The organism is Phocaeicola sp., assembly GCF_057861905.1.
Window position 1 is genome coordinate 1 of the sequence record NZ_DBMACV010000050.1, and the last position, 25,628, is coordinate 25,628.

The 25,628-nt window shown below is 46.2% G+C and carries 17 protein-coding genes, 2 tRNA genes and 2 pseudogenes; 10 read left to right on the plus strand and 11 right to left on the minus strand.

Going from position 1 to position 25,628, the window contains the following annotated elements:
- Positions 1-98: 98 nt before the first annotated feature.
- The 4 genes and pseudogenes from ACZM60_RS10285 to ACZM60_RS10300 all read left to right on the plus strand — a co-directional run.
- Positions 99-962: pseudogene (locus tag ACZM60_RS10285) on the plus strand (TolC family protein); the annotation flags it as partial.
- 25 nt (positions 963-987) lie between these two features.
- Positions 988-2,063 (plus strand): annotated as a pseudogene (locus ACZM60_RS10290) (HlyD family secretion protein).
- Between the two features lie 42 nt (positions 2,064-2,105).
- A complete protein-coding gene (locus ACZM60_RS10295) occupies positions 2,106-3,776 on the plus strand; it encodes an MFS transporter (protein ID WP_489521453.1) in 1,671 nt (556 codons plus the stop codon).
- A gap of 171 nt (positions 3,777-3,947) precedes the next feature.
- Positions 3,948-4,829: a helix-turn-helix domain-containing protein gene (locus tag ACZM60_RS10300; RefSeq protein ID WP_489521454.1), complete on the plus strand. Its 882-nt coding sequence runs from the start codon at positions 3,948-3,950 to the stop codon at positions 4,827-4,829.
- A 322-nt stretch (positions 4,830-5,151) separates the two neighbouring features.
- Here ACZM60_RS10300 and ACZM60_RS10305 read toward each other — a convergent pair whose 3' ends face one another.
- From ACZM60_RS10305 to ACZM60_RS10330, 6 genes are all read right to left on the minus strand, one after another.
- Positions 5,152-5,898, minus strand: a complete 747-nt coding sequence (locus ACZM60_RS10305; RefSeq protein WP_021971034.1) for a nucleotidyltransferase family protein — start codon at positions 5,896-5,898, stop codon at positions 5,152-5,154.
- A gap of 4 nt (positions 5,899-5,902) precedes the next feature.
- Positions 5,903-7,330 carry a RapZ C-terminal domain-containing protein gene (locus ACZM60_RS10310; RefSeq protein ID WP_489521455.1) on the minus strand — a complete coding sequence of 476 codons (1,428 nt, stop codon included), beginning with the start codon at positions 7,328-7,330 and terminating at the stop codon, positions 5,903-5,905.
- Between the two features lie 110 nt (positions 7,331-7,440).
- Positions 7,441-7,515, minus strand: a tRNA-Glu gene (locus tag ACZM60_RS10315).
- Positions 7,516-7,550: 35 nt separating this feature from the next.
- Positions 7,551-7,625 (minus strand) — tRNA-Glu (locus ACZM60_RS10320).
- Positions 7,626-7,802: 177 nt separating this feature from the next.
- Positions 7,803-9,110: an alanine/glycine:cation symporter family protein gene (locus ACZM60_RS10325; protein WP_489521456.1), complete on the minus strand. Its 1,308-nt coding sequence runs from the start codon at positions 9,108-9,110 to the stop codon at positions 7,803-7,805.
- Between the two features lie 78 nt (positions 9,111-9,188).
- On the minus strand, positions 9,189-10,559 hold the full coding sequence (locus ACZM60_RS10330) for a TrpB-like pyridoxal phosphate-dependent enzyme (RefSeq protein WP_021971037.1): 1,371 nt from the start codon (positions 10,557-10,559) through the stop codon (positions 9,189-9,191).
- A gap of 247 nt (positions 10,560-10,806) precedes the next feature.
- On the opposite strand from ACZM60_RS10330, the gene ACZM60_RS10335 reads away from it, so the two are divergent.
- Positions 10,807-12,639: a TrkH family potassium uptake protein gene (locus tag ACZM60_RS10335; protein WP_489521457.1), complete on the plus strand. Its 1,833-nt coding sequence runs from the start codon at positions 10,807-10,809 to the stop codon at positions 12,637-12,639.
- A gap of 7 nt (positions 12,640-12,646) precedes the next feature.
- The gene (locus tag ACZM60_RS10340) at positions 12,647-13,336 is read left to right on the plus strand and encodes a potassium channel family protein (protein ID WP_021971039.1); all 690 of its coding nucleotides are present in this window, start codon (positions 12,647-12,649) and stop codon (positions 13,334-13,336) included.
- 26 nt (positions 13,337-13,362) lie between these two features.
- Here ACZM60_RS10340 and mltG read toward each other — a convergent pair whose 3' ends face one another.
- Both mltG and clpB read right to left on the minus strand, forming a co-directional pair.
- Positions 13,363-14,388, minus strand: coding sequence for an endolytic transglycosylase MltG (gene mltG / locus ACZM60_RS10345; RefSeq protein WP_489521458.1), 1,026 nt, complete (start codon positions 14,386-14,388; stop codon positions 13,363-13,365).
- Positions 14,389-14,508: 120 nt separating this feature from the next.
- Positions 14,509-17,097, minus strand: coding sequence for an ATP-dependent chaperone ClpB (gene clpB, locus ACZM60_RS10350; RefSeq protein WP_489521459.1), 2,589 nt, complete (start codon positions 17,095-17,097; stop codon positions 14,509-14,511).
- Between the two features lie 196 nt (positions 17,098-17,293).
- On the opposite strand from clpB, the gene ACZM60_RS10355 reads away from it, so the two are divergent.
- Complete coding sequence (locus tag ACZM60_RS10355; RefSeq protein ID WP_021971042.1) at positions 17,294-17,875, plus strand: DUF6621 family protein; 582 nt, start codon at positions 17,294-17,296, stop codon at positions 17,873-17,875.
- On the plus strand, positions 17,876-18,814 hold the full coding sequence (locus ACZM60_RS10360) for a LysR family transcriptional regulator (protein WP_021971043.1): 939 nt from the start codon (positions 17,876-17,878) through the stop codon (positions 18,812-18,814).
- A 96-nt stretch (positions 18,815-18,910) separates the two neighbouring features.
- On the opposite strand, the gene ACZM60_RS10365 is transcribed toward ACZM60_RS10360, so the two are convergent.
- From ACZM60_RS10365 to ACZM60_RS10375, 3 genes are all read right to left on the minus strand, one after another.
- Complete coding sequence (locus tag ACZM60_RS10365; RefSeq protein WP_021971044.1) at positions 18,911-19,987, minus strand: YeiH family protein; 1,077 nt, start codon at positions 19,985-19,987, stop codon at positions 18,911-18,913.
- A gap of 353 nt (positions 19,988-20,340) precedes the next feature.
- A complete protein-coding gene (locus ACZM60_RS10370; RefSeq protein WP_489521460.1) occupies positions 20,341-20,967 on the minus strand; it encodes a LysO family transporter in 627 nt (208 codons plus the stop codon).
- Positions 20,964-21,242 (minus strand): LysO family transporter, encoded by a 279-nt coding sequence (locus ACZM60_RS10375; RefSeq protein ID WP_489521461.1) that lies wholly within the window; start codon positions 21,240-21,242, stop codon positions 20,964-20,966. The genes ACZM60_RS10370 and ACZM60_RS10375 overlap by 4 nt, the downstream gene beginning before the upstream one ends.
- A 726-nt stretch (positions 21,243-21,968) precedes the next feature.
- Between ACZM60_RS10375 and ACZM60_RS10380 the strand changes: the two genes are divergently transcribed.
- Positions 21,969-23,630 (plus strand): M23 family metallopeptidase, encoded by a 1,662-nt coding sequence (locus ACZM60_RS10380; protein WP_489521462.1) that lies wholly within the window; start codon positions 21,969-21,971, stop codon positions 23,628-23,630.
- Between the two features lie 6 nt (positions 23,631-23,636).
- Entirely contained in the window at positions 23,637-25,274 is a 1,638-nt protein-coding gene (locus ACZM60_RS10385; protein ID WP_021971048.1) for a C69 family dipeptidase, read from the plus strand.
- The last annotated feature ends 354 nt before the right edge of the window (positions 25,275-25,628 follow it).

Genomic DNA, 25,628 nt, shown 5'->3' on the forward strand with positions numbered 1-25,628 from the left:
TTGTTGTTAATTTGTAATTAATTGTTTGTTAGACTTAAATATACAAAATAATTCGGTGATTACCAACTTTTAAAGATACTTTCTTATCCCGAACTCACGTCTTGATAAAAGAGAACATTTCGCGGCTGAACGAGCTGAGTAATATTACGCAGGCTTTCTACGATAACGGCATGGCGATGGAAGTCGATGTGAAACGGGTGAACATCAATCTGGAAAACCTGCGGGTACAGTACGATAATGCACAGTCTATGCTGACTCAGCAGCTCAATCTGTTGAAGTATGTAATGGATTATCCTGCCGACAAGGAAATAGCTTTGACTCCGGTCAATACGGAAAATATCACTTCTGTGTCGCTTACCGGACTGGATAACAACCAGTACGAGCTGCAACTCTTGCAGTCGAAACAGAAACTGGCAGAGCAGCAGCGCAAGATGATCGGTCAGGGATATATTCCTTCGTTGAGTCTGACCGGAAGCTGGATGTATTCCGCTTATACCGATAAAGCCAAAAACTGGTTCCATTCCGGACCGTCTAATCACTGGTATCAGTCGAGTGGTATCGGATTGACGCTTCGTATTCCTATTTTCGACGGACTGGAGAAGCGGGCGAAGATGAGAAAGGCAAAGATTGAAGTCGAGAATACTCGTCTGTCGTACGAAAATGCACTCAAGAATATGCAGACGCAATATCTGAATGCTACGAACGAGTTGATGAACAGTCAGCGTAATTTCAAGAAACAGAAAGACAACTATCTGCTGGCAGAGGATGTGTATCAGGTGACAACCGACCGTTATCGCGAGGGTATTGCCTCCATGACGGAAGTCCTGCAAGACGAGATGCGGATGAGCGAAGCCCAGAACAATTACATCAACGCACATTATAACTATCAGGTCACCAACCTGACTCTGCTCAAACTTACCGGACAGTTGGAAACGCTGTTCAACGGAAATTCTGTTCATTAATCAATCTTTTAAAATTGTCAGCATTATGAAAACCAATAATAATACACTTCAAGAAAAAGCTCTGAAACTGAAAAAACAACGTCGTAACCGAATCATTGCCAGCTTGCTGGGAATAGTCATCCTGATAGGAGGGTTGATAGAAGTTGCCTTTCTTTTCCTCGACTATAAACATACCGAAACCAGCAACGACGCACAGGTGGAGCAATATATTTCACCGGTCAACCTGCGTGCTTCGGGCTATATCAAGAAAATTTATTTTACCGAACATCAGTCGGTCAAGAAGGGAGATACCTTGCTGGTACTCGACGACCGTGAATACCGCATCCGGGTGATGGAAGCTGAAGCTGCCTTGAAGGATGCGATGGCAGGTGCTACGGTAGTAGATGCTACCTTGCAGACGACACAGAATTCCGCTTCTGTCTATGAGGCTTCCATTGCCGAAATCGAGATTCGTCTGGCTAAGCTGGAGAAAGACCGCCAGCGTTATGAGAACTTGCTGAAACGGAATGCGGCAACTCCCATCCAGTTGGAACAGATTGAAACGGAATACGAGGCTACACGCAAGAAACTGGAGGCTACGAAACGCCAGCAGCGTGCTGCCATGTCGGGCATCAAGGAAGTATCCAACCGCCGGGAAAGTACCGAAGCTGCCATTCAGCGGGCTACGGCGGCTCTCGAAATGGCACGGCTTAACCTGTCGTATACGGTAGTGGTGGCTCCTTGCGACGAAAACTGGGGCGTCGTGCGCTGGAGGAAGGACAGTATATCGGTGCCGGACAGAGCATTACGTATATTCTTCCCGATACACAGAAATGGATTATTGCCAATTACAAGGAAACTCAGGTGGAGAATCTTGCTTTAGGACAGGAAGTGCGTATCACGGTCGATGCTATCAGTGATAAGGAGTTTACCGGAAAGATTACGGCTATCTCCGGAGCAACCGGTTCGAAATACTCGCTGGTACCTACTGATAATTCTGCAGGAAACTTTGTCAAGATTCAGCAGCGCATACCGGTACGTATCGATTTTACCAATCTTTCTAAGGAGGACAACGAACGTCTGGCTGCCGGAATGATGGTGGTGGTGAGCGCTAAGCAGTAAGAGTTAGTTAAGTTATTTTTCAGTTTCTAAAAAAATTGGGTTATGCCTTCATGTCCGAAAAATTATCCGTTTTATAACTGGGTTCCCAAGCCCTTGGGCATTCTTATTCTGTTGCTGCTGTTTATCCCTATTCTTACGGCAAGCGGAGTCTATACGGCAAACAGCGGGGAAATGCTGAGCGGGCTGGGCATTCAGTCGGAACATATTCAGTTTGTCAGTTTCCTTACTTCCGTAGGTATGGCAGCCTTTTCTCCATTCTTTTACGAGCTGGTTTGCATCCGCCGCGAAAAGATGATGTGTATCGTAGGATTCTCGCTGCTGTACCTGCTGAGCTACGTGTGTGCCAAGACCGACAGCATTTATCTGCTGGCTGTATGCAGTGTTGTCATGGGATTTCTGCGCATGGTACTGATGATGGTCAATCTGTTTACGCTCATTAAGTATGCGTTTAAGATGGAAGCCACCCGCAACATTACTCCGGGCAATGAGCCTGTAGATGGTGAAGGATGGGATAGGCTCGACCGCGAGAAGGGAACCAGCATGCCTACCATTTACTTGTTTTTTATGATACTGGGACAGATTGGTACATCGCTTACCGCATGGCTGGCTTACGAATACGAATGGCAGTACGTGTATTATTTCATGATGGGATCGCTGTTGCTTTCTATTTTGGTGGTATTCATTACGATGCCTTACCATAATTATGGCGGAAAGCGTTTTCCTGTCAGCTTCCGCAAGTTCGGCAGTGTCGTGATGTTCTGCATCATGTGCTCGGCTGTGGTCTATGTACTGGTTTATGGAAAGGTACTCGACTGGTACGATTCTCCGTCCATCTGCTGGGCTACTGCTGTGGCTGTGGTGTTTGCCGTACTGTTTGTTTACATGGAGCGTCAGCACAATTCACCTTATTTCCTGATGGATATCTTCAAGTTGCGTTCCATTCGTATCGGCATCCTGCTTTTCCTGCTGCTGATGATTTTCAATTCCAGCGCCATGTTTGTAAATGTGTTTACAGGAGTGGGCATGAAGATAGACAACTGGCAGAATGCGTCGCTGAACAACTGGAGCATTGCCGGTTATTTTATTGGATGTATCATTGCCATTGCTCTGGGTACGAAGGGGGTTCACCTGAAATATCTTTTCTCGCTGGGCTTTGTACTGATCGGACTTTCTGCTCTGTTCATGTATTTTGAAGTGCAGACAGACGGCTTATACGAGCGGATGAAATATCCTGTCATTATCCGTGCTACCGGAATGATGCTGCTTTATTCGCTGACGGCTGTGTATGCCAACCAGCGGATGCCTTATAAATATCTTTCGACTTGGATTTGCATCATGCTGACTGTACGTATGGTGCTGGGCCCCAGAGCGGGAACGGCTATCTATACCAATGTGATGCAGCAGCGTCAGCAACATTACGTGACCCGCTTTGCTCACGATATGGACGCGATGAATCCGGAGGTTGCCGCTTCGTACAACCAGACGGTTCAGGGGATGATGTATCAGGGAAAAAGTGAAAGGGAAGCGCAGCACATGGCGGCTCTTTCGGCTAAAGGGCGTGTGCAGGTGCAGGCTACACTTTCTGCCGTGAAGGAGATGGCGGGCTGGACTTTCTACGGCTGCATGGCTTGTGCCGTGCTTATGGTAGTGATGCCGTGGAGAAAAAGAAAGTTGGATTTACAACCGGAAAAAACTTATACACTCGTTCATTAATTTGCTTTATACATCACGTGGGGGCATATTTCATTTCTTAATCTGTCTTTCGGTGGAAAAACACCAGTGAAACATTTTGCTCTCCGTGATGTATTTTTTATTCTCCCGTTTCTCCGGTGAAAAGAAAAGGCTTACCTTAGCGGTAGCGTTTAACAAATTATTTTTACGGCAATGGAAACAAGGGAGCAGGAGGATATTTTAAAGCGTTTCGAACGGGATTTGACCGGGGGAAAGGATATTTGTTGCCTGGAAGGGAAGATTACTTCTTTTCCTTCGGTGTTACAAAAGCCTTTCCGGATGAATTATGTGGGACTGATTGTCTGCCGGAAGGGGAGCTTTGGCTTCGATGTGGACAAGAAGCATTTTACGGCACGGACGGGCGAAACGGTGTTTCTGTCCGAAGGAAATGATTTCTGCGTAGGGGAGGTGTCGGAAGATTTATGTGTGAGCATGCTGTTTTACCGGGTAGACCCTATCCGTGAGATATTGGGCAGTTCGGTTGTGGCCATGTACTTGTATACCACCCTGACTCCCGAACATTGTTATGTGTGGACTTCCGGCGAGGAGGAGGATCTGGCACATTATATTTCGTTGCTGGGAAGGCATCGGAGGGGAGCACAGAATCCGTTCGATAACCATGAGTGCAAATTGCTGTTGCTGGCACTGACTTACCGCCTGTGTTCCATTTACAGCCGGCGGATGATGGAAGAGAAAAATGTGGCAGGACATAAGATTGATACGTTTATCAAGCTCATCCGACTGATAGAAAAATATTACATGCAGGAGAGGGGAGTGGCGTTTTATGCCGACAAGTTGTGTCTTTCGCCCAAATATCTTTCGGCGTTGTCGAAATCGGTCTGTGGATATACGGTGCAGGAACTGGTCTTCAGGGCGATTATCCGGAAGAGTATCTTCTGGCTGAAGAATACGAACAAGAGCGTGCAGGAGATTTCCGATGAACTGAATTTTCCGAATGCTTCGTTTTTCGGTACGTTTTTCAAGAAACAGACGGGACTTGCTCCTTCGTACTACCGGCTTTCGGATGAGGAATAAAGGTGACTTTCCGGTTGGTGTTCCGAAACTCTTTATATGTAGGGTACAGATCGTGTCATGGAGGCTGGTAAAATACGTTAGGACTGTGTCTGGATATGCCCAAAGGAGGGAATGCAAACGTCGCCATGAGTTTGGTAAAACGTGGGCGGAAACCGAATGAAACGTGGGCGAAAGTTCCGGAAAACGTCTCGACGTTTTTTTAGAATTTGTACAAATCATTTTTGTTTTTGTACAAAAAATAAAGGCAAGTTGCCCGTGTCTTTTCCGTCGTGTGCGGAGAGGTACGGGCAACTTGCCTGTCGTTTGTGGCCGGCTGAGCGTTTTATTCGTGATTCAGTGCGGCAAGAAAGCTGGCAGCTTTTTCCAGCGTTTCCGGCTTTCCGATGTCGATCAGGTGAATCTGTTCGGTCAGGCATCCGCCGATACGGGCTTCTCCGCAGGTCTGCAAATAGAAGTCCATGATCGGAAATTTGCCTTTCCAGCGTTCGTCCATGTATCGGAAAAGGGAAGGTGAAATCACATGTATGCCGCTGAACGCGTATTCCTGATACAGGGTAGCATCGTATACAAAGCCTTCGGGTTTGGTCTGTCCGGTATCTTTATTGATCCATCCTCGCAGGCGTGCCTGTCCGTCGAACAGCAGGTAGCGGGCGGTGACGCGCTTGCTTGCCAGCAGTGTCGCATCGTTTCTGCTGTGCAGATGGTATTCGTACAGAGCTTTCAGGTCGGTATCGGAGAGAATATCGACGTTGTGTACCAGGAACGGTTCATTGCCCTGAAAGAACGGTTCCGCCTTTTTGATGCCTCCTCCCGTATCGAGCAGCAGGTCGCGTTCGTCGCTGATGTGAATGGTCAGTCCGAAGTTCTGGTTGGCTTTCAGAAAGTCGATGATCTGTTCTCCGAAATGATGTATATTGATGACCAGCTCGTTGAATCCCGCCTTTTTCAGTTTCAGGATGACATGCTCCAGCATCGGTCGTCCGGCAACGGGCACCAGCGCTTTCGGTTGATGGTCGGTCAGCGGTTTCAGGCGAGTTCCCAGTCCCGCTGCAAATATCATAGCTTTCATAGGCTTATCGGGCTTCTAAAGTTTGTTCAATATGTTGTTCACGGTGTATCAGTTGGATGCGTACACCGAATTTCTCGTTCAGGTGACGTGCCACATGTTCTGCTGAATATACGGAGCGGTGCTGTCCTCCGGTACAGCCGAAACAGATGGAAAGGTTGGTGAATCCTCTTTCCAGAAAGCGCTGTACATGAGCATCGACAAGTGCGTCCACGTGTTCCAGAAAACGAAGAATCTCGCCGTCCTGTTCCAAGAAGTCGATAACCGGCTTGTCGCGTCCGGTCAGTTGCTTGTACTGTTCGTATTTCCCCGGATTATGCACGGCGCGGCAGTCGAACACATACCCGCCTCCGTTTCCCGACGGGTCTTCGGGAATTCCTTTCTTATACGAAAAACTCATCACGCGTACGGTGAGTTTCCGTCTGTTGCGTACGCTGGCAAACTGAGGAAGTTCGGTCAGCTTGCGTAGCACAAGGCACAGATAAGGATATTCGGGAAAATCAGTTTCCAGTAGTTGTCGGAGATTCTCGATGGCATAGGGCACGCTTTGTATGAAATGTGCCTTCTTCTCAAAGTATCCGCGGAAGCCGTAGGCACCTAAAACCTGCAAGGTGCGGAACAATACAAAGTGGCGGAGGGTGGCGAGGAACTGCTCTTTCCCGATGGCGTGGTAAGGCTGAAGTGCATCAAGATACTCGTCTATCAGCTCCTGCCGCAGCGAATCGGGATAATTTGCCTTAGCCTGCCACAGGAACGAGGCTACATCGTAATAGAAAGGTCCCTTGCGTCCTCCCTGAAAATCGATGAAGTACGGTTTCCCTTCGCGTAGCATGACATTCCGGCTCTGGAAGTCGCGGTACATGAATACCTGCGGCTGTATCTGTAGCAGTGCGTCTGCCAGGTGTTCGAAGTCGTCTTCCAGCAGATTTTCCTGAAACTCCAGTCCGGTGGTCTTGAGGAAACAATACTTGAAATAATTCAGGTCCCACAAAATGCTGCGGCGGTTGAATTCCGCCAGTGGGTAGCAATAGCTGAAATCCATGTCCTGGCTTCCCTCGAACTGTATCGATGGTAGAAGGCGGATGGTCTGTTTCAACATCACTTTTTCTTCGGGACTGAAGCAGCCGCTTTCGCGGCCTTTCTGGATAAACTGGAACAAGGAAGTATCTCCCAAGTCGTCTTGCAAGTAAGCCGACTGGTCGGCTGCCTGGGCAAGCACACGGGGAACGGGCAGACCTTTCTGTGAGAAATGTCCTGCCATGTAGATAAACGCACGATTCTCTTCTGCAGAAGTGCCATATACCCCGATGAGGCTTTCTTTTCCTTTCAGGCGGAAGTACTGGCGGTTTGAGCCAGCTCCCGGCAGTGGTTCGATGCTTGCCGGAGCTTCTCCCGTATATGATTGATAAAGTTGTGCAAGTAATTCGGTATTCATGTTATCTGTTGTTACGTAAATAAACAATACAGGGACAAAGATAGATATAAAAAGCCGAAAGAAAGAAGTGGATAAAAAGAAAAAGGTCTGAACAGAAACTGCTCAGACCTTGGTAGCCCGTGGGGGAATCGAACCCCCCTTTCAAGAATGAAAATCTTGCGTCCTAACCGATAGACGAACGGGCCATCCTTTACATCGGATTAACCGTATGTTATTGTTTTGGTAGCCCGTGGGGGAATCGAACCCCCCTTTCAAGAATGAAAATCTTGCGTCCTAACCGATAGACGAACGGGCCATCCTTTGTTTGTGTTGAGGTGTTTCTCAATCACGGGTGCAAAGGTACGCATTATTTTTGAATCTGCAAGTGTTTTGTGAGAAAAAATGCAGAAAAAGGCATATTTTTTTTTCATTTTTCCTCTTCGCATGAGGGGGAAAAGTGGAAAACTGCTTTGTGCAGGTGACGTTTTAGGAATTACAGGTCTTCCGGGTCGGTTGTATCTTCCAGTCTGTTTTCCCAAAGATATTTCTGTGTTTCTTTTACGGCAACTCCCGATAAGAAGATGAGTGAAATCAGGTTTGGTACTGCCATCAGTGCGTTTACGCTGTCGGCAATGTTCCATACTGCTTGTAGGTTCATGGTGGAGCCAAAGTAAATGGTGGAGATCCATATTACACGGTATACCCGCAGGAGTTTTTTCCCTCCTAAGTATTCGATGGCTTTTCCCGAATAATATCCCCAGCCTAAAATCGTAGAAAAGGCAAAGGTCAGGATTCCGATTGCCAGAATGCTGGTGCCTACATAGGGAATTTTACCGAAGGCTGCTTTGGTCAGTGCACCGCCCTGCGTGTAATCGATGTCGGGGAATGCGAGTACGCTGGTAACCAGTACCAGTCCTGTGAGTGCACAAATGATGACGGTGTCCCAGAATGTTCCGGTAGAAGAAACCAGTGCCTGACGTACGGGGTTACGGGTTTGTGCTGCCGCTGCCACGATGGGAGCCGAACCAAGTCCGGACTCGTTGGAGAAAAGTCCGCGGGCAATACCGTAACGTGCCGCAAGCATAACGCTTGTTCCTAAAAATCCTCCACCTGCCGCATGGGGTGTAAATGCTGAACTGATAATGAGCTTGAATGCTTCTCCCAGATAGGCGTGGTTTAAGATCAGAATGTAAATACATCCTCCTATGTAGAGAATGGCCATGAGAGGTACCAGTGTCATGCATACGCGGGCAATGCCTTTTACTCCGAAAAAGATAACCAGTGCGATACCCAGTGCAACCACTATTCCGGTAAGATGTGCGCTTACTCCATAAGTTTCCTGCATCAGTAGAGCTATGGAATTGGCTTGTACCGTGCTTCCGATACCGAATGCTGCCATGGCTGTAAAGATACAGAATAAAATCCCCAGCCATTTTTGCTTGAGTCCTCGCTCCAGTGCATACATCGGACCACCGAGCATTTCTCCGCTGGCAGTTTTTACACGATACTTGATGGCGAGCAGCCCTTCGGCATATTTGGTGGCAATGCCGAAAACTCCGGTCAGCCAGCACCAGAATACGGCACCGGGACCTCCGAATGCTACGGCAGTGGCTACACCGATGATGTTTCCCGTTCCGATAGTTGCTGCCAGTGAAGTGGCAAGTGCACCGAACTGACTGACGTCACCTTCAGAGTCGGGGTCTTTTTTAAAGGAAAGTCGTATAGCTGTAAATATTTTGCGTTGTGGAAACTTTAAACGTATTGTCAGAAAGATATGTGTTCCCAGCAGTAATATGATCATCGGCCATCCCTAGAGAAAGGAGCTGACCGATGCTGTTATCTGTTCAAATAATTCCATGTACGTAGTAAGTCGTTATCGTTAGGGTTGCATTGTCTCTACCTCATCCAGACTTTTTTCTATTTCCTGATCTGTCAGTGTGTAGTTGGTCAGGTTGCCCGACAGGTATTGGTCGTATGCACTCATGTCTATCAGGCCGTGTCCGGACAGGTTGAAGAGGATGACCTTTTCTTCTCCCGTTTCCTTGCATTTGTTGGCTTCCTGTATCGTCGCCGCAATGGCGTGACAGGATTCAGGAGCCGGGATGATGCCTTCGGCACGCGCGAACAGACATCCTGCCTTGAATGTATCCAATTGCTGTATGTCGACAGCCTCCATCAGATGGTCTTTCATCAGTTGTGAAACGATGACTCCTGCCCCGTGATAGCGCAATCCGCCGGCATGGATGTTGGCTGGCGTAAAATTGTGTCCTAAAGTGAACATCGGAAGGAGAGGAGTATATCCGGCTTCATCACCGAAGTCGTATTCAAACTTTCCTCTTGTCAGCTTCGGACAAGAAGCAGGTTCAGCGGCTATGTAACGGGTCTTTTTGCCTTCCAGGATAGTATGGCGCATAAACGGGAAACTGATTCCTCCGAAGTTTGAACCTCCACCGAAGCATCCGATGATGATATCAGGATATTCTCCTGTCATTTTCATCTGTTTTTCGGCTTCCAGTCCGATAATGGTCTGATGAAGTGTTACGTGACTCAGTACAGATCCCAGTGTATATTTACAGTTCGGGGTAGTACGAGCCAGTTCGATTGCCTCAGAAATGGCAGTACCCAGTGAGCCCTGATGATTCGGATACTTGGTCAATATATTTTTCCCGGCGCGTGTAGACATGGAAGGCGAAGGAGTTACCTGTGCTCCGAACGTTTGCATGATGCTGCGTCGGTAAGGCTTTTGTTCGTAGCTGATTTTAACCTGATAAACGGCTGCCTCCAGTCCGAAGACCTTTGCCGCATATGCGAGAGCAGCTCCCCATTGTCCGGCTCCGGTTTCTGTCGTAATGTTGGTTACTCCCTCCTTCTTGCAGTAGTAAGCCTGCGCCAGTGCCGAGTTCAGTTTATGCGAACCAATGGGGCTGACGCTTTCGTTCTTGAAATAAATGTGTGCCGGAGTGCCCAAGGCTTTTTCCAGACCATAGGCACGGACCAGTGGTGTGCTTCGGTAATACTTGTACATTTCGCGTACTTCTTCAGGAATTTCAATCCATGTATCCGTCTGGTTGAGTTCCTGATGGCACAGTTCTTTGGCAAAAATCGGGTACAAGTCTTCTGGTTTAAGCGGTTCGTGAGTAGCTGGATTCAGCGGCGGCATGGGTTTGTTCTTCATGTCTGCCTGAATATTGTACCAGTATCTTGGAATTTCATCTTCTGGTAAAATGAATCTTTTCTGTTTATTGCTCATAATTGTTTCCTTTTTTGATTGATTTTCCAAAAATAGATAAAACAATGTAATATTGCAATCATTTTTGCTTTTTATTTGTTATTTTGATGTTTTTATCGCGAAAAAGTGTGCATGACGTTTGTGCGGTCATTGTTTGTCTATACATTGTTTTTAATAAGTCAGGAATAATGTTATGCTTTTGGTAGGAATACCGATAATTATAGATACTTTTGTGTATAAACTGTCTTTGACATAAAAACTATTGAATATGGATTCTTGGGAAAGACTTTTACTTTATCGGAAGAAATTGATCCTGCCTCGTATCTATCAGGGCATGAACTGGCTGATGTGGATTACGTATTTTTGTGCCGTTTTGTTTCTGGCCACTCTGGTATACGAGCATGGGTTTATGATTTCTTTGGATGAGGCGAAAGGTATCCGAATGATATATCAGACGGTATGGATCGTCTTTTTACTTTCGGCAACGATACAGATTGTTTTTCGACGCGATGAGGAAGAAAGGAAGAATACGTTATGGGCTTGGATTATTAACGTGTTGCTTTACCTGACGTTATTGCCTGTTGTCTTTAAACAGCCTGATACCGGTGATGAAGGCGTGTTCTGGATTTGGACATTTTTTCATAGTCATTATTACCGGATGGGCATTTTGCTGCTGTATTCTTTGCTGCAATTATCCAGCAGTCTGGTGCGTTTGCTGGGCAGGCGTACCAATCCCTCACTCATTCTGGCATCCAGCTTTTTGGTCATCATCTTTATCGGTGCCGGATTGCTGATGCTGCCCAGAGCCACCTATCACGGCATTTCGTGGATAGATGCGCTGTTTACGGCAACCAGTGCCACATGTGTTACCGGATTGGTTTCGGTAGACGTACCGTCTACCTTTACATTGGAAGGGCAGATTATCATTATTCTGCTGATTCAGATAGGAGGGTTGGGAGTTATGACGCTGACAAGTTTTTTTGCCATGTTCTTCATGGGGAACACTTCGCTGTACAATCAACTGGTAGTTGGTGATATGATCAGTTCCAATTCGTTGAATTCGCTTTTATCTACCTTATTATATATATTAGGTTTTACCCTGGCTATCGAGGGAATCGGTATGGTAGTCATCTGGTTCTCCATTCACGATACACTGGGAATGACATTGCAGGAGGAACTTTATTTTGCGGCTTTCCATTCGGTTTCGGCATTTTGTAATGCCGGATTCTCTACCTTGCCGGGCAACTTAGGCAATCCTGCCGTCATGCAGCAGCACAATCTGCTTTTCATGACCGTATCTTTTCTGATTATTTTGGGAGGAATCGGTTTTCCGATACTGGTCAATCTGAAAGAAACGCTGTTCTACTATCTGCGTTATCTGAAATGGATATGTCTGAGACGCTCTTCCCGTTTTCCGAAACAAGTACATCTGTATAATCTGAATACGCGTATCGTGTTGATTATGACGGCTATTTTGTTGGTCTTTGGCACATTGGCCATCGCACTTTACGAATGGAATCATGCTTTTGCGGGGATGAGTGTAACTGATAAATGGGTACATGCCTTCTTCAATGCTATGTGTCCGCGTACAGCTGGCTTTACAAGTGTGGGACTGACGACCTTGTCTACGCAGACGTTGCTGCTGATGATTGCTCTGATGATAATAGGAGGAGGTACACAGTCTACCGCCGGTGGTGTGAAGATTAATGTTTTTGCTGTAATTCTCTTGAATCTGTGGGCAGTTATACGAGGATCGAACCGGGTAACCATCTTCCATCGTGAACTCTCGGATGACTCTATCCGTCGTTCGAATGCCGTACTTATGCTGTATCTTATTATATTGTTTACTGCTATTTTTATAATGAGTCTGCTTGAACCAGAGGCATCGGTCATGGCACTTACCTTTGAATGTGTATCGGCTTTGAGTACGGTTGGTTCAAGTCTGGACTTGACTCCTGTGCTGGGTACCGCAGGAAAGTCGGTTATCATCCTGCTGATGTTCATCGGTCGTGTGGGAGCATTTACCTTGTTGCTGGGACTGGTTAAACAAGTGAAGAAGCGTAATTACAAATATCCGAGTGATAATATTATAATAAACTGAGATTGCTATGAAATATATCGTAATAGGACTGGGAAACTACGGTGGTATGCTTGCCGAGGAACTTACCGTATTGGGACACGAAGTGATAGGGGTAGACGTGAAAGAGCATCACGTAGACCGGCTGAAGGATAAGATTGCTACAGCTTTTGTGCTCGATGCTACCGATGAGATGGCTTTGTCTGTATTGCCATTAAAGAGTGTTGATGTGGTCATTGTGGCCATCGGCGAAGATCTGGGGGCTTCCGTGCGGGTAGTTTCCTTGCTGAAAAAGAATAAAGTTAAGCATATTTACGCCCGGGCGCTCGACGATGTGCATAAAACGGTGCTTGAGGCATTTTCGCTCGACCGTATTCTTACGCCAGAACAGGATGCTGCCCGTATGCTGGTGCAGTTGCTGGAACTGAATGCTGCCGTGGAACCTTTCCAGATAGATGAGGAGCACTATGTGTTTAAATTCAATGTTCCTGACAAACTGGTAGGATATGGCATCAATGAGTTGCAGTTGGAAAAGGAGTTCGACTTGAAAATCATTTCATTGATACGTGGAAAGAAGGCACAGAACTGTCTGGGTATTTCCATCTTGGAACGGGAAGTTGCCAACGAATTCCCCGAAGATTATGTCATTCAAGCTGAAGATGCGCTGGTTTGCTACGGACTTTATGCCAATTTTATGAAATTCTGGAAATCGATTCGCTGAGAACCGTTGCTGCTGCACTACATTTCTCAGCGGATGTTTCGCTTGTTTAATGCCTGCTGATAGCGGCGGGCATTGGCAAGATGCTCGTTCCAGTTCTTTGCAAAATTATGTGTTCCCGAAAAATCCTCCTTGGCACACATGTAAAGATAGTCGTGCTGCACATAGTTCAATACGCTTTCCAGTCCGTCGATGGAAGGAATGCGTATCGGACCGGGAGGCAATCCTTCATGCTTGTAGGTATTGTAAGGACTGTCTACTTCCAGATGCTTGTGCAGGATGCGCTTTAATCCAAACTCCTGCAAGCCGAACTTGACCGTCGGGTCGGCCTGTAAGGGCATACCTGTATGCAGACGGTTGATGTAAAGCCCCGCTACCATCGGTTTTTCTGCCTTGTTGGCTGTTTCTTCTTCTACGATGGAAGCCAGTGTAGCTACCTCTTCGGGAGTAAACCCGATACTCTTTGCCTTTTCTATCCTTTCCTTGTTCCAGAAAAGATCGTGTTCCTTTTTCATCCGTTTGATGAAATCTTCAGCACTGATAGTCCAGTACACTTCGTAAGTGTTGGGGATAAAAAGCGAAGGAATCGTGTATTGATTGTATCCTAAGCCTGCGCAATAGGCGCTGTCGGTCAGTAGTTTGGCAATGGAAACCGAGTCGGTCATCAGCCGGCGGGATACGGATTTTGCCAGTGCTCCGATGGTACGTACACTGGGTATCGTCAGTCTTACGGGAGTTTGATGGCCACTTTTCAGTCGATGAAAAATGTGCCATGTTTTTTCCGACGGCTCCAGTTTATAGGCTCCTGCATGAATATTGTCGGCATAATTGCTGCATGCAGTCATCAGATGCAACCCGGCAAGGCTGGATGCTTGACAATCTTTTTTCAGTTTCGTATATACAGAGTCGATATTGTCGTCAATATCTATATAGAGATAAGTTGCCTTTTCTATTTTCAGTGGGGTGCTAAATAGTAAGAACGCGCAGGCAATGTTGCCAATGAGCACCAGTAAGACAATGCTGCCGATAATATAAATAGCTTTCTTATTTTTCATTCTTAGTTATTTGAGTGCGGCAAAGATAGCTTATTTCTTCCATACGGACAAAAAGAAAAGGGATAGCATGAAATATTCATGCTATCCCCTAAGAGAGATTCTTATGATTTATTTAGTTCATCAGTTACGGAATATCAATCCATCACTGCTTCGCTCCACAATAATTGGTTTGCTGCGGTCGACTTCCTGCGACAGAAGTTTCTTCGACAAATCGTTCAGCAAGTAACGCTGGATGGCACGTTTTACCGGACGGGCACCGAACTCCGGATCGTATCCGGCAGTGGCGATAAAGTCGATTGCCTGATCGCTCATCTGGAGTGTTACGCCATTGTCTTCCAGCATCTTCTTGATACCGTTGATCTGCAGACGTACGATCTGCTCAATCTGATCCTTGTTCAACGGCTGGAACATGATGATTTCGTCTATACGGTTCAGGAATTCCGGACGGATAGTCTTCTTCAACATATTCATTACCTCTGTCTTTGTTTCTGCTACAACCTGGTCGTGGTTCTGATCATTAATCTTTTCGAACTGACTCTGTATGTATGAGCTTCCCAAATTGGAGGTCATAATGATAATTGTGTTCTTGAAGTTTACCGTACGTCCCTTATTATCAGTCAGACGTCCATCGTCCAATACCTGCAACAAGATGTTGAATACATCCGGATGCGCCTTCTCGATTTCATCGAACAAGACAACTGAGTACGGTTTACGACGGACAGCTTCTGTCAACTGACCACCTTCATCGTAACCAACGTATCCCGGAGGGGCACCAATCAGACGAGAAACGGTATGTTTCTCTTGGTATTCACTCATATCGATACGCGTCATCAGCGATTCATCATCGAACAAGTACTCTGCCAGTGCTTTAGCCAATTCGGTTTTACCAACACCCGTAGTACCTAAGAAGATGAATGAACCAATCGGACGTTTCGGATCTTGCAGTCCCGCACGGCTACGACGTACAGCGTCGGCTACCGCTTCAATTGCTTCATCCTGCCCGATGACACGCTTATGCAGCTCGTCTTCCAGGTGGAGCAACTTGTCACGTTCGCTTTGCAGCATCTTGCTTACCGGTATTCCCGTCCAGCGTGATACTACATCAGCAATATCTTCGGCAGTAACCTCCTCCTTGATTATGGCATTGTCGCCTTGCTTTTTCTTCAAGTCTTCCTGAATACTCTTTATTTCGTTTTCCAAGCTCTGCAACTTGCCATAACGGATTTCGGCTACTTTACCATAGTCGCCTTCGCGTTCAGCCTTGTCGGCTTCGAACTTCAGTTGTTCTATTTCCTTCTTGTTCTGCTGAATCTTGTTCACCAGTTGTTTTTCGCTCTCCCATTTAGCCTTGTACGAAGTTTCCTGTTCCTTCAACTCGGCTATTTCTTTGTTCAATTGAGCAAGCTTAGCTTCGTCCTTTTCACGTTTGATAGCCTCACGTTCAATTTCGAGCTGCTTCAACCGGCGTTCAATTTCATCCAGTTCTTCCGGCAGTGAGTCACGCTCCATACGAAGCTTGGCTGCGGCTTCATCCATCAAGTCGATGGCCTTATCCGGCAAGAAACGGTCGGTAATGTAACGGTTACTCAATTCTACTGCGGCAATGATGGCTTCGTCTTTGATTCTCACTTGATGGTGATTCTCGTAACGTTCCTTCAATCCACGCAAGATAGAAATAGAACTTGCCGTATCCGGCTCGTCTACCATGACGGTCTGGAATCGTCTTTCGAGCGCCTTATCCTTTTCGAAATATTTTTGATATTCGTCGAGGGTAGTGGCACCGATGCTTCTCAGCTCACCACGTGCCAAGGCAGGTTTCAAGATGTTTGCAGCATCCATGGCACCTTCACCTTTTCCGGCACCAACCAATGTATGAATTTCATCGATGAACAGAATAATATTTCCGTCCGATTTAGTTACTTCGTTGATAACCGATTTCAGTCGTTCCTCAAACTCACCTTTATATTTGGCACCTGCAACCAGTGCACCCATATCGAGTGAGAACAATTGCTTGTTCTTCAGGTTTTCAGGAACATCTCCACGCAGGATTCGCTGTGCCAGTCCTTCTACGATGGCAGTCTTACCGGTACCCGGTTCACCAATCAGGATCGGGTTGTTTTTGGTACGACGGCTCAGGATTTGCAGTACACGACGGATCTCTTCGTCACGACCGATAACCGGGTCCAGCTTGCCGTTACGTGCGGCCTCTATCAGGTTGATGGCATATTTGCTGAGTGACTGGTAGGTATCCTCGCTGGATTGCGAAGTGACATTCTGTCCCTGACGCAGCTCACTGATAGCAGCTCGCAACTCCTTATCCGTAACACCCGCATCTTTCAAGATGGTAGATACGGTGCTTTTTACGTTAAGCAGTGCCAGAATGATAGCTTCCAGCGAAACATATTCATCACCCAACGTTTTAGAAAACTCGACAGCTTTTTGCAATACCTCATTTGCGTCACGGCTCAGGTAAGGTTCGCCGCCTGAAACCTTCGGCAGAGAAGCTATCTGCTTGTCGAGTACGGTTTCAATCTGCTGACCGTTGACACCGAGTTTCTGGAAAATGAAGTTGGTTACATTTTCTCCGACCTTCAGCACCCCTGCCAGCAAATGCTCCGGCTCGATAGCTTGCTGCCCGCGGCTCTGTACCAGATTCACCGCTTGCTGCACAGCCTCTTGCGATTTGATTGTAAAGTTGTTAAAGTTCATATATTGTTCTCCTTTCTTATTTTTCTATGTTTTTTGAAATACACTTTCTGTCAGACAAACTTCTTGCCATCGCCATAAAATGTTCATTATATGCCTAAATGTCAGGGTGTTAGCATATTTTACTGCAATATTGTCCGAAGGCATACCAAAATGTCAGGAAAGTTTTTATTATCTTTATCGCCATAAACTTAGATATATGGAAAAGAAGATACCGTTTGCCCCTGTTGTGATGCTGATAGATGCCACCTATCTGGATAGAGTAGGCTGTGACATGACCGCTCATTTCGCTCCTATCGTCAACCGTGAGTTGCCGAAAGCCGATTTGGCTAATTTGCTGGAATGCCTGGCTCTGGATGCAGGAATCCAGTCGGGAGAAAATGAAATACAAGTAATTTTTATTTATGAGGCAGGAAAAGAGAAAATGAACTTCTGTACACCTTCCTCGTTCGGTAAGGAACTTCATAATGTAGCCTTCAAGAGTCAGCTGGGAGAGTTCTCCTTGTACGCTTTCCAGCCTTCCGACATGGCAACGTGTGAAGACTTGTTCCTTGAGTCACTTCAGTTGGCTGGCGAGTCGAAGGATGTCCGTCGTTTTATTATCGTACCCGATGAAGAAGGATACGGTAAGCGAATAGGTGACTATATAAATAAGGTGAAAGGGAAGGAAAGCATTACCGTTTTCGGTATGAATCCTCCTGCCTACGAAGGCGATTACTCATTCGAAATGTTGGGATTTCCCGTTCTTCAGTCGTTGGGAGTCCGTGCGGAGGAACTGTAAATGTCCGATTTCCGTCTGAAAGTATTCTACAGTGTGGCGAAAAACCTGAGCTTTACCAAAGCTTCTCAGGAGTTGTTCGTCAGCCAGCCCGCCATAACCAAGCACATACGCGAGCTGGAAAGCTTGTATCAGACCCGTTTGTTCAACCGGCTTGGCAACAAAATTTCGCTGACCGAGTCGGGCTACGTGTTGCTGGAGCATTGCGAACGCATCCTTTCCGAATACCGTAAGCTGGAGTACGACATGCACTTGCTGCACAATGAATACAACGGTCAGCTTCGTCTGGGAGCAAGTACTACGATAGCCCAGTACGTGCTTCCGCCCATTCTTGCCGGGTTTACGGAGAAATATCCCAAGATTACCGTTTCGCTTATCGATACCAATTCGCGCAACATCGAACAGGCGTTACAGGAACACGATATTGACTTGGGTATGGTAGAGGGAGTATTCCGCCTGCCTAACCTGAAATATGAACCTTTCCTTCACGACGAACTGGTTCCGGTAGTCTGTGCTTCGTCGCCACTGGCTGCCAAAGATTCGCTCACCCTCGACGAACTGAGAGAAATTCCTTTGGTGCTTCGCGAAAGAGGTTCGGGCACGCTCGATGCCATCGAAATGGCTCTTTCCGAGCAAGGGCTGAAACTTTCGTCGATGAATGTCCGGTTACATCTGGGAAGTACCGAAAGCATCAAGCAGTTTTTAAGAAACAGTTCCACGATGGGAATCATATCACTGCAGGCCATTCTGCGTGAACTGCGTGACGGAGAGTTCAAGATAATCGATGTAAACGGGCTGCAAATTAAGCGACATTTCTGTTTCGTATATTTACAGGGACAGGAAGAAGCCTCGTCTACCAACTTTATGCGTTTTGTACAGAATTACTTGGAAAACTGTAAGAATGCAGGCGATATCATTGGTAAGATGATGATAGCGCACTGAGGCAAGCAGTTTAGAATAAAAAGAAGCCCCGGTATGTACCCCGACTGCCAGAAGCAGACAAGGAACATGCCGGGGCTTGTTGCGATATATTTATTTTTACATGAATGCAGGAACCAGGTATTTAGTAAGCAGATAACCGCCGCCTACCAGCCAGATGTACAGCAAGCCTGCCAGCAAGAACGGCTTGGCACCAGCCTGTTTGAACTTTTCGATGCTGGTATCTGTACCAAGAGCAGTCATGGCCATCGTCAGCATGAAAGTATCAATATATTCGATTGCTCCGTTCAGTGGAATATCTTTTACACTGTCTACGCCCAGAACGTATTGCAAAAGTGAGTTCACACAGATAATTCCAATAAATCCAAAGGCAAACCAGGGGATGGTAATTTTACTCTTTTCAGCCTTTTCGCCGTTTGCACTGCTCTTGCGTTTTGCCAATGCGAAGCTCATGATAACCAAGACCGGAGCAAGCATCATGACACGGATCATCTTGGTAATGGTAGCAGTTCCGGCAATTCCCAGAGCATCTGTCGGGTCCATAGCATTACCGGCTCCGGCTACGTGTGCTACTTCGTGCAGGGTACTTCCCGTATAGATGGCTACACCCATGTTGTCCAGTCCGTCCAATATTCCGGCACGATACATGATAGGATAGAGGAACATGGAGATTGTTCCGAAAATGACTACCGTAGATACAGCGATGGCAGTCTTGTGACCTTCACATTTCACTACAGGTTCTGCACCCAGTACGGCAGCAGCACCACAGATAGCACTACCTGTTGCAGTCATCAGTGAAGTATCTTTATCCATTTTCATGATACGTCCCAGCCAGATTCCCAGGAAAATGGTACCTACTACAATGATAGTATCTATTATAACCGCAGGTAGTCCTACAGCAGCCACCTGTGTAAGAGTCAGTCGGAAACCGTATAAAACGATACCCGCACGCAGAATTTGCTTGGTACAGAACTTGATACCCGGCACCCATGTTTCGGGCAGATGGTTTCTCAAGCTGTTGGCATATAGCATACCCAGGATGATACCTACAATCAGCGGACTGAATGACAGACTTTTTACAAACGGAATTTCGGCAATATAAAATGCCGCAAATGAGAACAATGCAATCAACAAGATACCATGAATGGTATTTCCTCTGTTTCCTTTTTCGAACATCGTATAATAATTGTTTTAGTGATTAATTTCTTTTTCCGCTGCAAAGGTAAGTTATTATATAGTACAAACCTATTGAAAAATATTTATCTGTTATAACTAAAGGTAATAGCTTGTAGGAAAATGATTCAGCCTTTTCACTCTTTTGTCTGCTACGGTTAAGAATAGCCGGGCAGGAAGGAGCGAAAAGGCTGAGGAAAATGAAAAAAAAGAATAAGAGCTTCTTCTGAAAGTTTGTACAAAGATTTTTATGTTTTGTACAAAAACGCTAAAAATTTGTACAAATTTCATCAGAAACCTGAGGAGATTTCGGTGTATATCTCTGGACATGTTGCAGGCTGGCTGCACATGTTTTATTATAGCTTACAGAACAATGATACGAAGAAGGGCACGCTCATGTCTATCAGTATGCCGTGGAAGATGGCTACCGGCATCATATCCTTACCCGAGTAACGGGTAATCATGGGCAAAACCACATCCATCGAGTTGACTCCGGCAGCGGAAATAGGTGCCAGCTTGCCGAAATACTTGCACAATAGCGGAGTTCCGAGCAAAGCCATCATCTCGCGGAAGATGTTAGACAGCAGAGCAATCGTACCCAGTTCCGTTGCCGACTGAAGTCCGAGGGAAGGTTCCTTGAACTGCGTGATCAGGATAGACGAGAGCGAATAGTAGGCAAATCCGCTGCCCACCGCCATGCAGTCGAATATACTCCAGCGTGAAAGCAGTACACTGGCAAGTGCGGAAAAAAGCAGTGTGCCGCAAATGGTAGCCAGAGGAATGAGCAAATACTTCAACCGGAGGTCGGCTATAATGTGTTTCAGTTCCTTGCTTGAACCGATACTTAGTCCCACCTGTAGCATCAGAGCATATAAAATGTATAAAGTCAGGTTGCTCTGCTTCATATCGAACGGAAGCCATTCGGTCAGTCCCAGTATGCAACCTGCCACGAAGAACAGCAATACGATAATACTTCCTTTCATTGTTTGCCTCCTTTCTTGAAAAACAGTTTCAGCACCATCCACGATGCCAGAATGCTTCCGCAAGTAGCCGAAACAGCCAAAATGGCAGCCTGCCAGCCGAATGTAGACAGATTGTTGATGATTAATTCGTTCGAGCCGACCGATATTCCCAAAAGGAACAGCAGCAGGAAAATGGTCAGTGAGATCGTTTTTTCTGTCTTTTGCAGAAAGGCAATATTTCTGAACAGATATCCCACAGCGATACCTGTCAACATAAATCCGATAATAGAAAACATATATTACGCAATTATGAGGTTAAAACTGATTTAGTCATTCAAGTTTCAAGCCGCCAGACGCGGCGACGCCTCATAGAAATCCGCTGAACCAATGTATGTGTACGACGCGATAACCGTTGCACACTGGTTCGTGCAGCAGGAGTTTAACGGGAGTATGTGTCGCTTTTACATTCATGGGTTATTGATGTTTTGATGCGGCAAAGGTAATGTGCTTTTGCATATTTACCAAATTTTTATGCAAAAAAGATGGAAGGATACTTGAGATTCGTCGCAAGCAGGAGATAATGACGTTGTTTTTCTGCCGGTTCCTGCCTGCAACGTATCTACATACAGCACCCTCTGTGAGGCAGGATTGCCGCCAAGAGGAAGAACAGATGCTGCCGGATGCTTTCCGTTGCCGGTTGTTCAGTCGTAGAAGGATAAATTCCAGAACCATTCAAGTTACGATTTCATCCATTATCCAGTCATCACATTATCGCAAAGAGTGCAGCCTGCCATCCATAGTGCCAGGTTGCTTGTCATCGATTTATTTAGTCCTATTGAAAATTTTGCATAATAAAAAGAGTAAAAGCAAAGTGGTAAATGTGACGGTCTTTTTCCAGCTTTGATAAGAAAACGTATACGAAAAGATGCCCGATAGCAATACCCATTTACACAAAGGTAAGCAAAATCGGGATGTATCAAAAATAAATGCTGTATATTTGTGGAGAAAAAACAGACATTAACATGATACGAAATACATTGTTGACGCTTGCACTGGGAATGAGTCTCGGCGTGCAGGCTCAAAAAAATGTGGGAGCAGAGTTTCGTTCTCCTTTCGATTTTCCATTGTTGCTGAGCGCAAATTTCGGAGAACTGCGTCCCAATCATTTTCATAACGGACTGGATATTAAGACACAGGGAGTGACGGGGAAACCGATTCACAGTGTAGCCGACGGTTATGTGTCGCGCATTATGGTATTGCACGGCGGATACGGACAGGCTATCTTTGTGACGCATCCTAACGGATATACTTCGGTTTACGGTCATGTGGTATCGTTTGCTCCGAAAGTACAGGAGTATGTACGTGCATATCAGTACGAACACGAAACTTTTGTGTGCGACTTGCATCCCGAACCGGGGCTGCTTCCGGTGAAGGCAGGCGATATTATAGCCATGAGTGGCAATGAGGGTGCTTCGGCAGGACCTCACCTGCATCTGGAGCTCCGCCGGAATGATAATGGGGATTATGTGGACCCGATGCCGTTTTTCCGGCAGTATCTGAAAGATACCAAGGCGCCTGTCGGCAGTCTGGTGGGAATTTATCCGGTCAGAGGCAAGGGAGTGGTAAATGGCTCTTCTGCGAAAAAGCTGGTTGCTGTAGGAGCATTGAATCAGCGGTTCACTGCCTGGGGACAGATTTATACGGGTATCAGTGCGAAGGATTACATGGACGGAACGTCCAATTTTTATGGAGTTCACTCGGTAACCTTGTATGTCGATTCTGTAAAGGTGTTCAACAGTACTACCGATGAGGTGTCGTCTGATGAAAACCGCATGATAAACGGGTTTACCGACTATGATGAGCTGATGCGTACCAACCGTCTTATCATGCGTTCGTATAAACTGCCGGGCAATAAATTGCGCTTGCTGGAAACGGGTCCCGACCGCGGTCTGGTAACAATCGACGAGGAACGTGACTATCATTTCTGTTACGTGCTGGAGGATAATTTCGGCAATAAGCGCCGATATAAGTTTACGGTTCGTGGCAAGAAACAGGAGATTCCTCCCTACACACCCAAGGCAAACAAGATGTTGTACTGGAACAAGACGAATGTAATTCAGGAGCCGGGTATGGAACTGGTGGTGCCGAAGGGAATGGTATACGACGACGCTGAACTGCGGACGAGGGTAAGTGGTGACAGCAGCGACATTTCTTTCGATTATGTACTCGATATCGGACGTACACCCTTGCACAACTTCTGCGATTTGTCTATCGGAGTACGTCATCTGCCTGTAGCCGATACCACAAAATATTACATTGTCCAGAAGGCCGGAAAGTGGCGGGCTTCTGCAGGTGGCAAGTATCAGAACGGATGGGTAAAGACAAAAGTCAGAACGCTGGGCACGTTTGCCGTGGCTGTCGATACGGTTTCTCCACAGGTGACTCCTTTGGGGCTGGGAAGCTGGCGGACAAGCCGGAACATTCGCTTTAAGGTGAGCGACGGTCAGACGGGTATTCAAAGCTATAAGGTGTATGTGGATGGCAATTTTGTGCTTTTCGGACTGAAAAAAGGTATTCTTGTCATTCAGGATCCGGGGCGTATAAAGAAAGGTGTGCCTCATAAGCTGGAAGTGGTTGTGACTGACAATTGTGGCAATGAAACGCGGAAACAATATAAATTCTAAATACGTATGATGAAAAAACTAATGTTGGCAGTCTGCCTTCTGGCGGCTGTGTGTGTAAACGGTTGGGCGTGTACCAACTTGATTGTCGGTAAGAAAGCCTCTGCCGACGGTTCTGTAATCGTATCCTATTCGGCTGATTCGTACGGTATGTTCGGGTACTTGTGTCATTATCCGGCTGCTGTACATGCATCGGGTACTATGCGTAATATTTACGAATGGGACACGGGTAAGTATCTGGGACAGATAAAGGAGGCCAAGCAGACGTATAATGTAATAGGAAACATGAATGAGTTTCAGGTAACTATCGGAGAAACGACTTTCGGGGGCCGTCCGGAACTGGTTGATACAACCGGAGTGATGGATTACGGAAGCTTGATTTATGTGGCTTTGCAGCGTTCACGTACAGCAAAAGAGGCTATCAAGGTAATGACCGACCTCGTAAAAGAGTATGGTTATTACAGTAGTGGTGAGTCGTTTACCATTGCTGATCCGAACGAGGCCTGGATTATGGAAATGATTGGTAAGGGTCCCGGAGTGAAAGGTGCCGTATGGGTGGCTGTCCGTATTCCGGATGATTGCATCGCGGCGCACGCAAATCAGAGCCGCATCCATAAATTCGATATGAATGATAAGGATAATTGTCTGTATTCTCCGGACGTGATTTCGTTTGCCCGCGAGAAAGGTTACTTTGATGGCGTAAACAAGGACTTCAGTTTTGCAGATGCTTACTGTCCGCTCGACTTCAGTGGCTTGCGTGCTTGCGAGGCTCGTGTCTGGAGTTATTATAATATGTTCAGCAAGGTGACAGGTCAGGCTTATCTTTCGTATATACAAGGTGAAAGCAAGGAGCCGATGCCGCTTTATGTAAAGCCCGACCGTAAGATTTCTGTTCGCGACATTCAGTATGCTATGCGTGATCATTATGAAGGTACTCCGCTTGATATTACCAACGATATGGGTGCTGGAGCTTTTCAGATGCCTTACCGTTTGTCGCCGTTGACCTTCGAGGTAGATGGAAAGACTTATTTCAACGAACGTCCTATTTCAACTCAGCAGAGTGGTTTTGTCTTTGTGGCTCAGATGCGTTCTACTATGCCCGATGCAATCGGCGGCGTTCTTTGGTTCGGACTGGACGACGCAAACATGACGGTCTTTACTCCGGTATATTGCAATACCGACAAGGTTCCGGCTTCTTATGCCGAAGGTGAAGGTGACTGTGTGACATTCTCGTGGAACTCTGCTTTCTGGATTTATAACTGGGTGGCTGACATGATCCGTCCTCGCTACAGTTTGATGGTAGACGATATGCGTACGGTTCAGAATTCGCTGGAAGACATGTATGCCAATGCTCAGGAAGGTGTGGAAAGTACAGCCATGAAACTGTATGCGCAAGATCCGCAGAAGGCAAAAGATTTTCTGACCAACTATACGGGTATGGCTGCTCAGACTGCTGTAGACAGTTGGAAGAAATTGGGTGAGTTTCTGATTGTCCGTTATAACGACGGTGTAGTGAAACGGGTGAAAGACGGTAAGATTGTTCGTCCGGAAACAGGAAATACAGCTCCTCTCGACCGCCCGGGTTATCCACAGGAATTCTTGAAAGAGGTAGTTAAGGCTACAGGAGATCGTTATTTGGTGAAATAAAAAAGCTAAAATAGCAGGAAGTATACAAGTAGAACAGCCGTTGAAGGAATAAGCCTGCTATATTCTTTTTTGATAAACGTTGAAAGGGCTGTTCATTTTCCCCTATAAATAGTGATAGTAGAATCATTATTTATGGGGGTATTTTGTTTCTTTCAATTACGTACTTTTGTAAAGAAAGGTTTAAGTTTACAATAAAGCTATAAATAAAAGGCTATGTAAGCGTAAGTGGAAAAGTGAAATGTAAAAAAATATTATACTATACCTGAGTTCGGGATAAGTTTAGAATAAGGCCAGTTGTTTTGAGTCCTCAATATAGTATCCTTGCAATGCATCCGGTTTGTTTTCAAAGAAACA

Bases quoted from the DNA above. Each gene is read 5' to 3' on its own strand.
- ACZM60_RS10295 (WP_489521453.1), top strand. From the start codon at position 2,106: ATGCCTTCATGTCCGAAAAATTATCCGTTTTATAACTGGGTTCCCAAG.
- ACZM60_RS10300 (WP_489521454.1), top strand. From the start codon at position 3,948: ATGGAAACAAGGGAGCAGGAGGATATTTTAAAGCGTTTCGAACGGGAT.
- ACZM60_RS10305 (WP_021971034.1), bottom strand. From the start codon at position 5,898: ATGAAAGCTATGATATTTGCAGCGGGACTGGGAACTCGCCTGAAACCG.
- ACZM60_RS10310 (WP_489521455.1), bottom strand. From the start codon at position 7,330: ATGAATACCGAATTACTTGCACAACTTTATCAATCATATACGGGAGAA.
- ACZM60_RS10325 (WP_489521456.1), bottom strand. From the start codon at position 9,110: ATGATCATATTACTGCTGGGAACACATATCTTTCTGACAATACGTTTA.
- ACZM60_RS10330 (WP_021971037.1), bottom strand. From the start codon at position 10,559: ATGAGCAATAAACAGAAAAGATTCATTTTACCAGAAGATGAAATTCCA.
- ACZM60_RS10335 (WP_489521457.1), top strand. From the start codon at position 10,807: ATGGATTCTTGGGAAAGACTTTTACTTTATCGGAAGAAATTGATCCTG.
- ACZM60_RS10340 (WP_021971039.1), top strand. From the start codon at position 12,647: ATGAAATATATCGTAATAGGACTGGGAAACTACGGTGGTATGCTTGCC.
- mltG (WP_489521458.1), bottom strand. From the start codon at position 14,388: ATGAAAAATAAGAAAGCTATTTATATTATCGGCAGCATTGTCTTACTG.
- clpB (WP_489521459.1), bottom strand. From the start codon at position 17,097: ATGAACTTTAACAACTTTACAATCAAATCGCAAGAGGCTGTGCAGCAA.
- ACZM60_RS10355 (WP_021971042.1), top strand. From the start codon at position 17,294: ATGGAAAAGAAGATACCGTTTGCCCCTGTTGTGATGCTGATAGATGCC.
- ACZM60_RS10360 (WP_021971043.1), top strand. From the start codon at position 17,876: ATGTCCGATTTCCGTCTGAAAGTATTCTACAGTGTGGCGAAAAACCTG.
- ACZM60_RS10365 (WP_021971044.1), bottom strand. From the start codon at position 19,987: ATGTTCGAAAAAGGAAACAGAGGAAATACCATTCATGGTATCTTGTTG.
- ACZM60_RS10370 (WP_489521460.1), bottom strand. From the start codon at position 20,967: ATGAAAGGAAGTATTATCGTATTGCTGTTCTTCGTGGCAGGTTGCATA.
- ACZM60_RS10375 (WP_489521461.1), bottom strand. From the start codon at position 21,242: ATGTTTTCTATTATCGGATTTATGTTGACAGGTATCGCTGTGGGATAT.
- ACZM60_RS10380 (WP_489521462.1), top strand. From the start codon at position 21,969: ATGATACGAAATACATTGTTGACGCTTGCACTGGGAATGAGTCTCGGC.
- ACZM60_RS10385 (WP_021971048.1), top strand. From the start codon at position 23,637: ATGATGAAAAAACTAATGTTGGCAGTCTGCCTTCTGGCGGCTGTGTGT.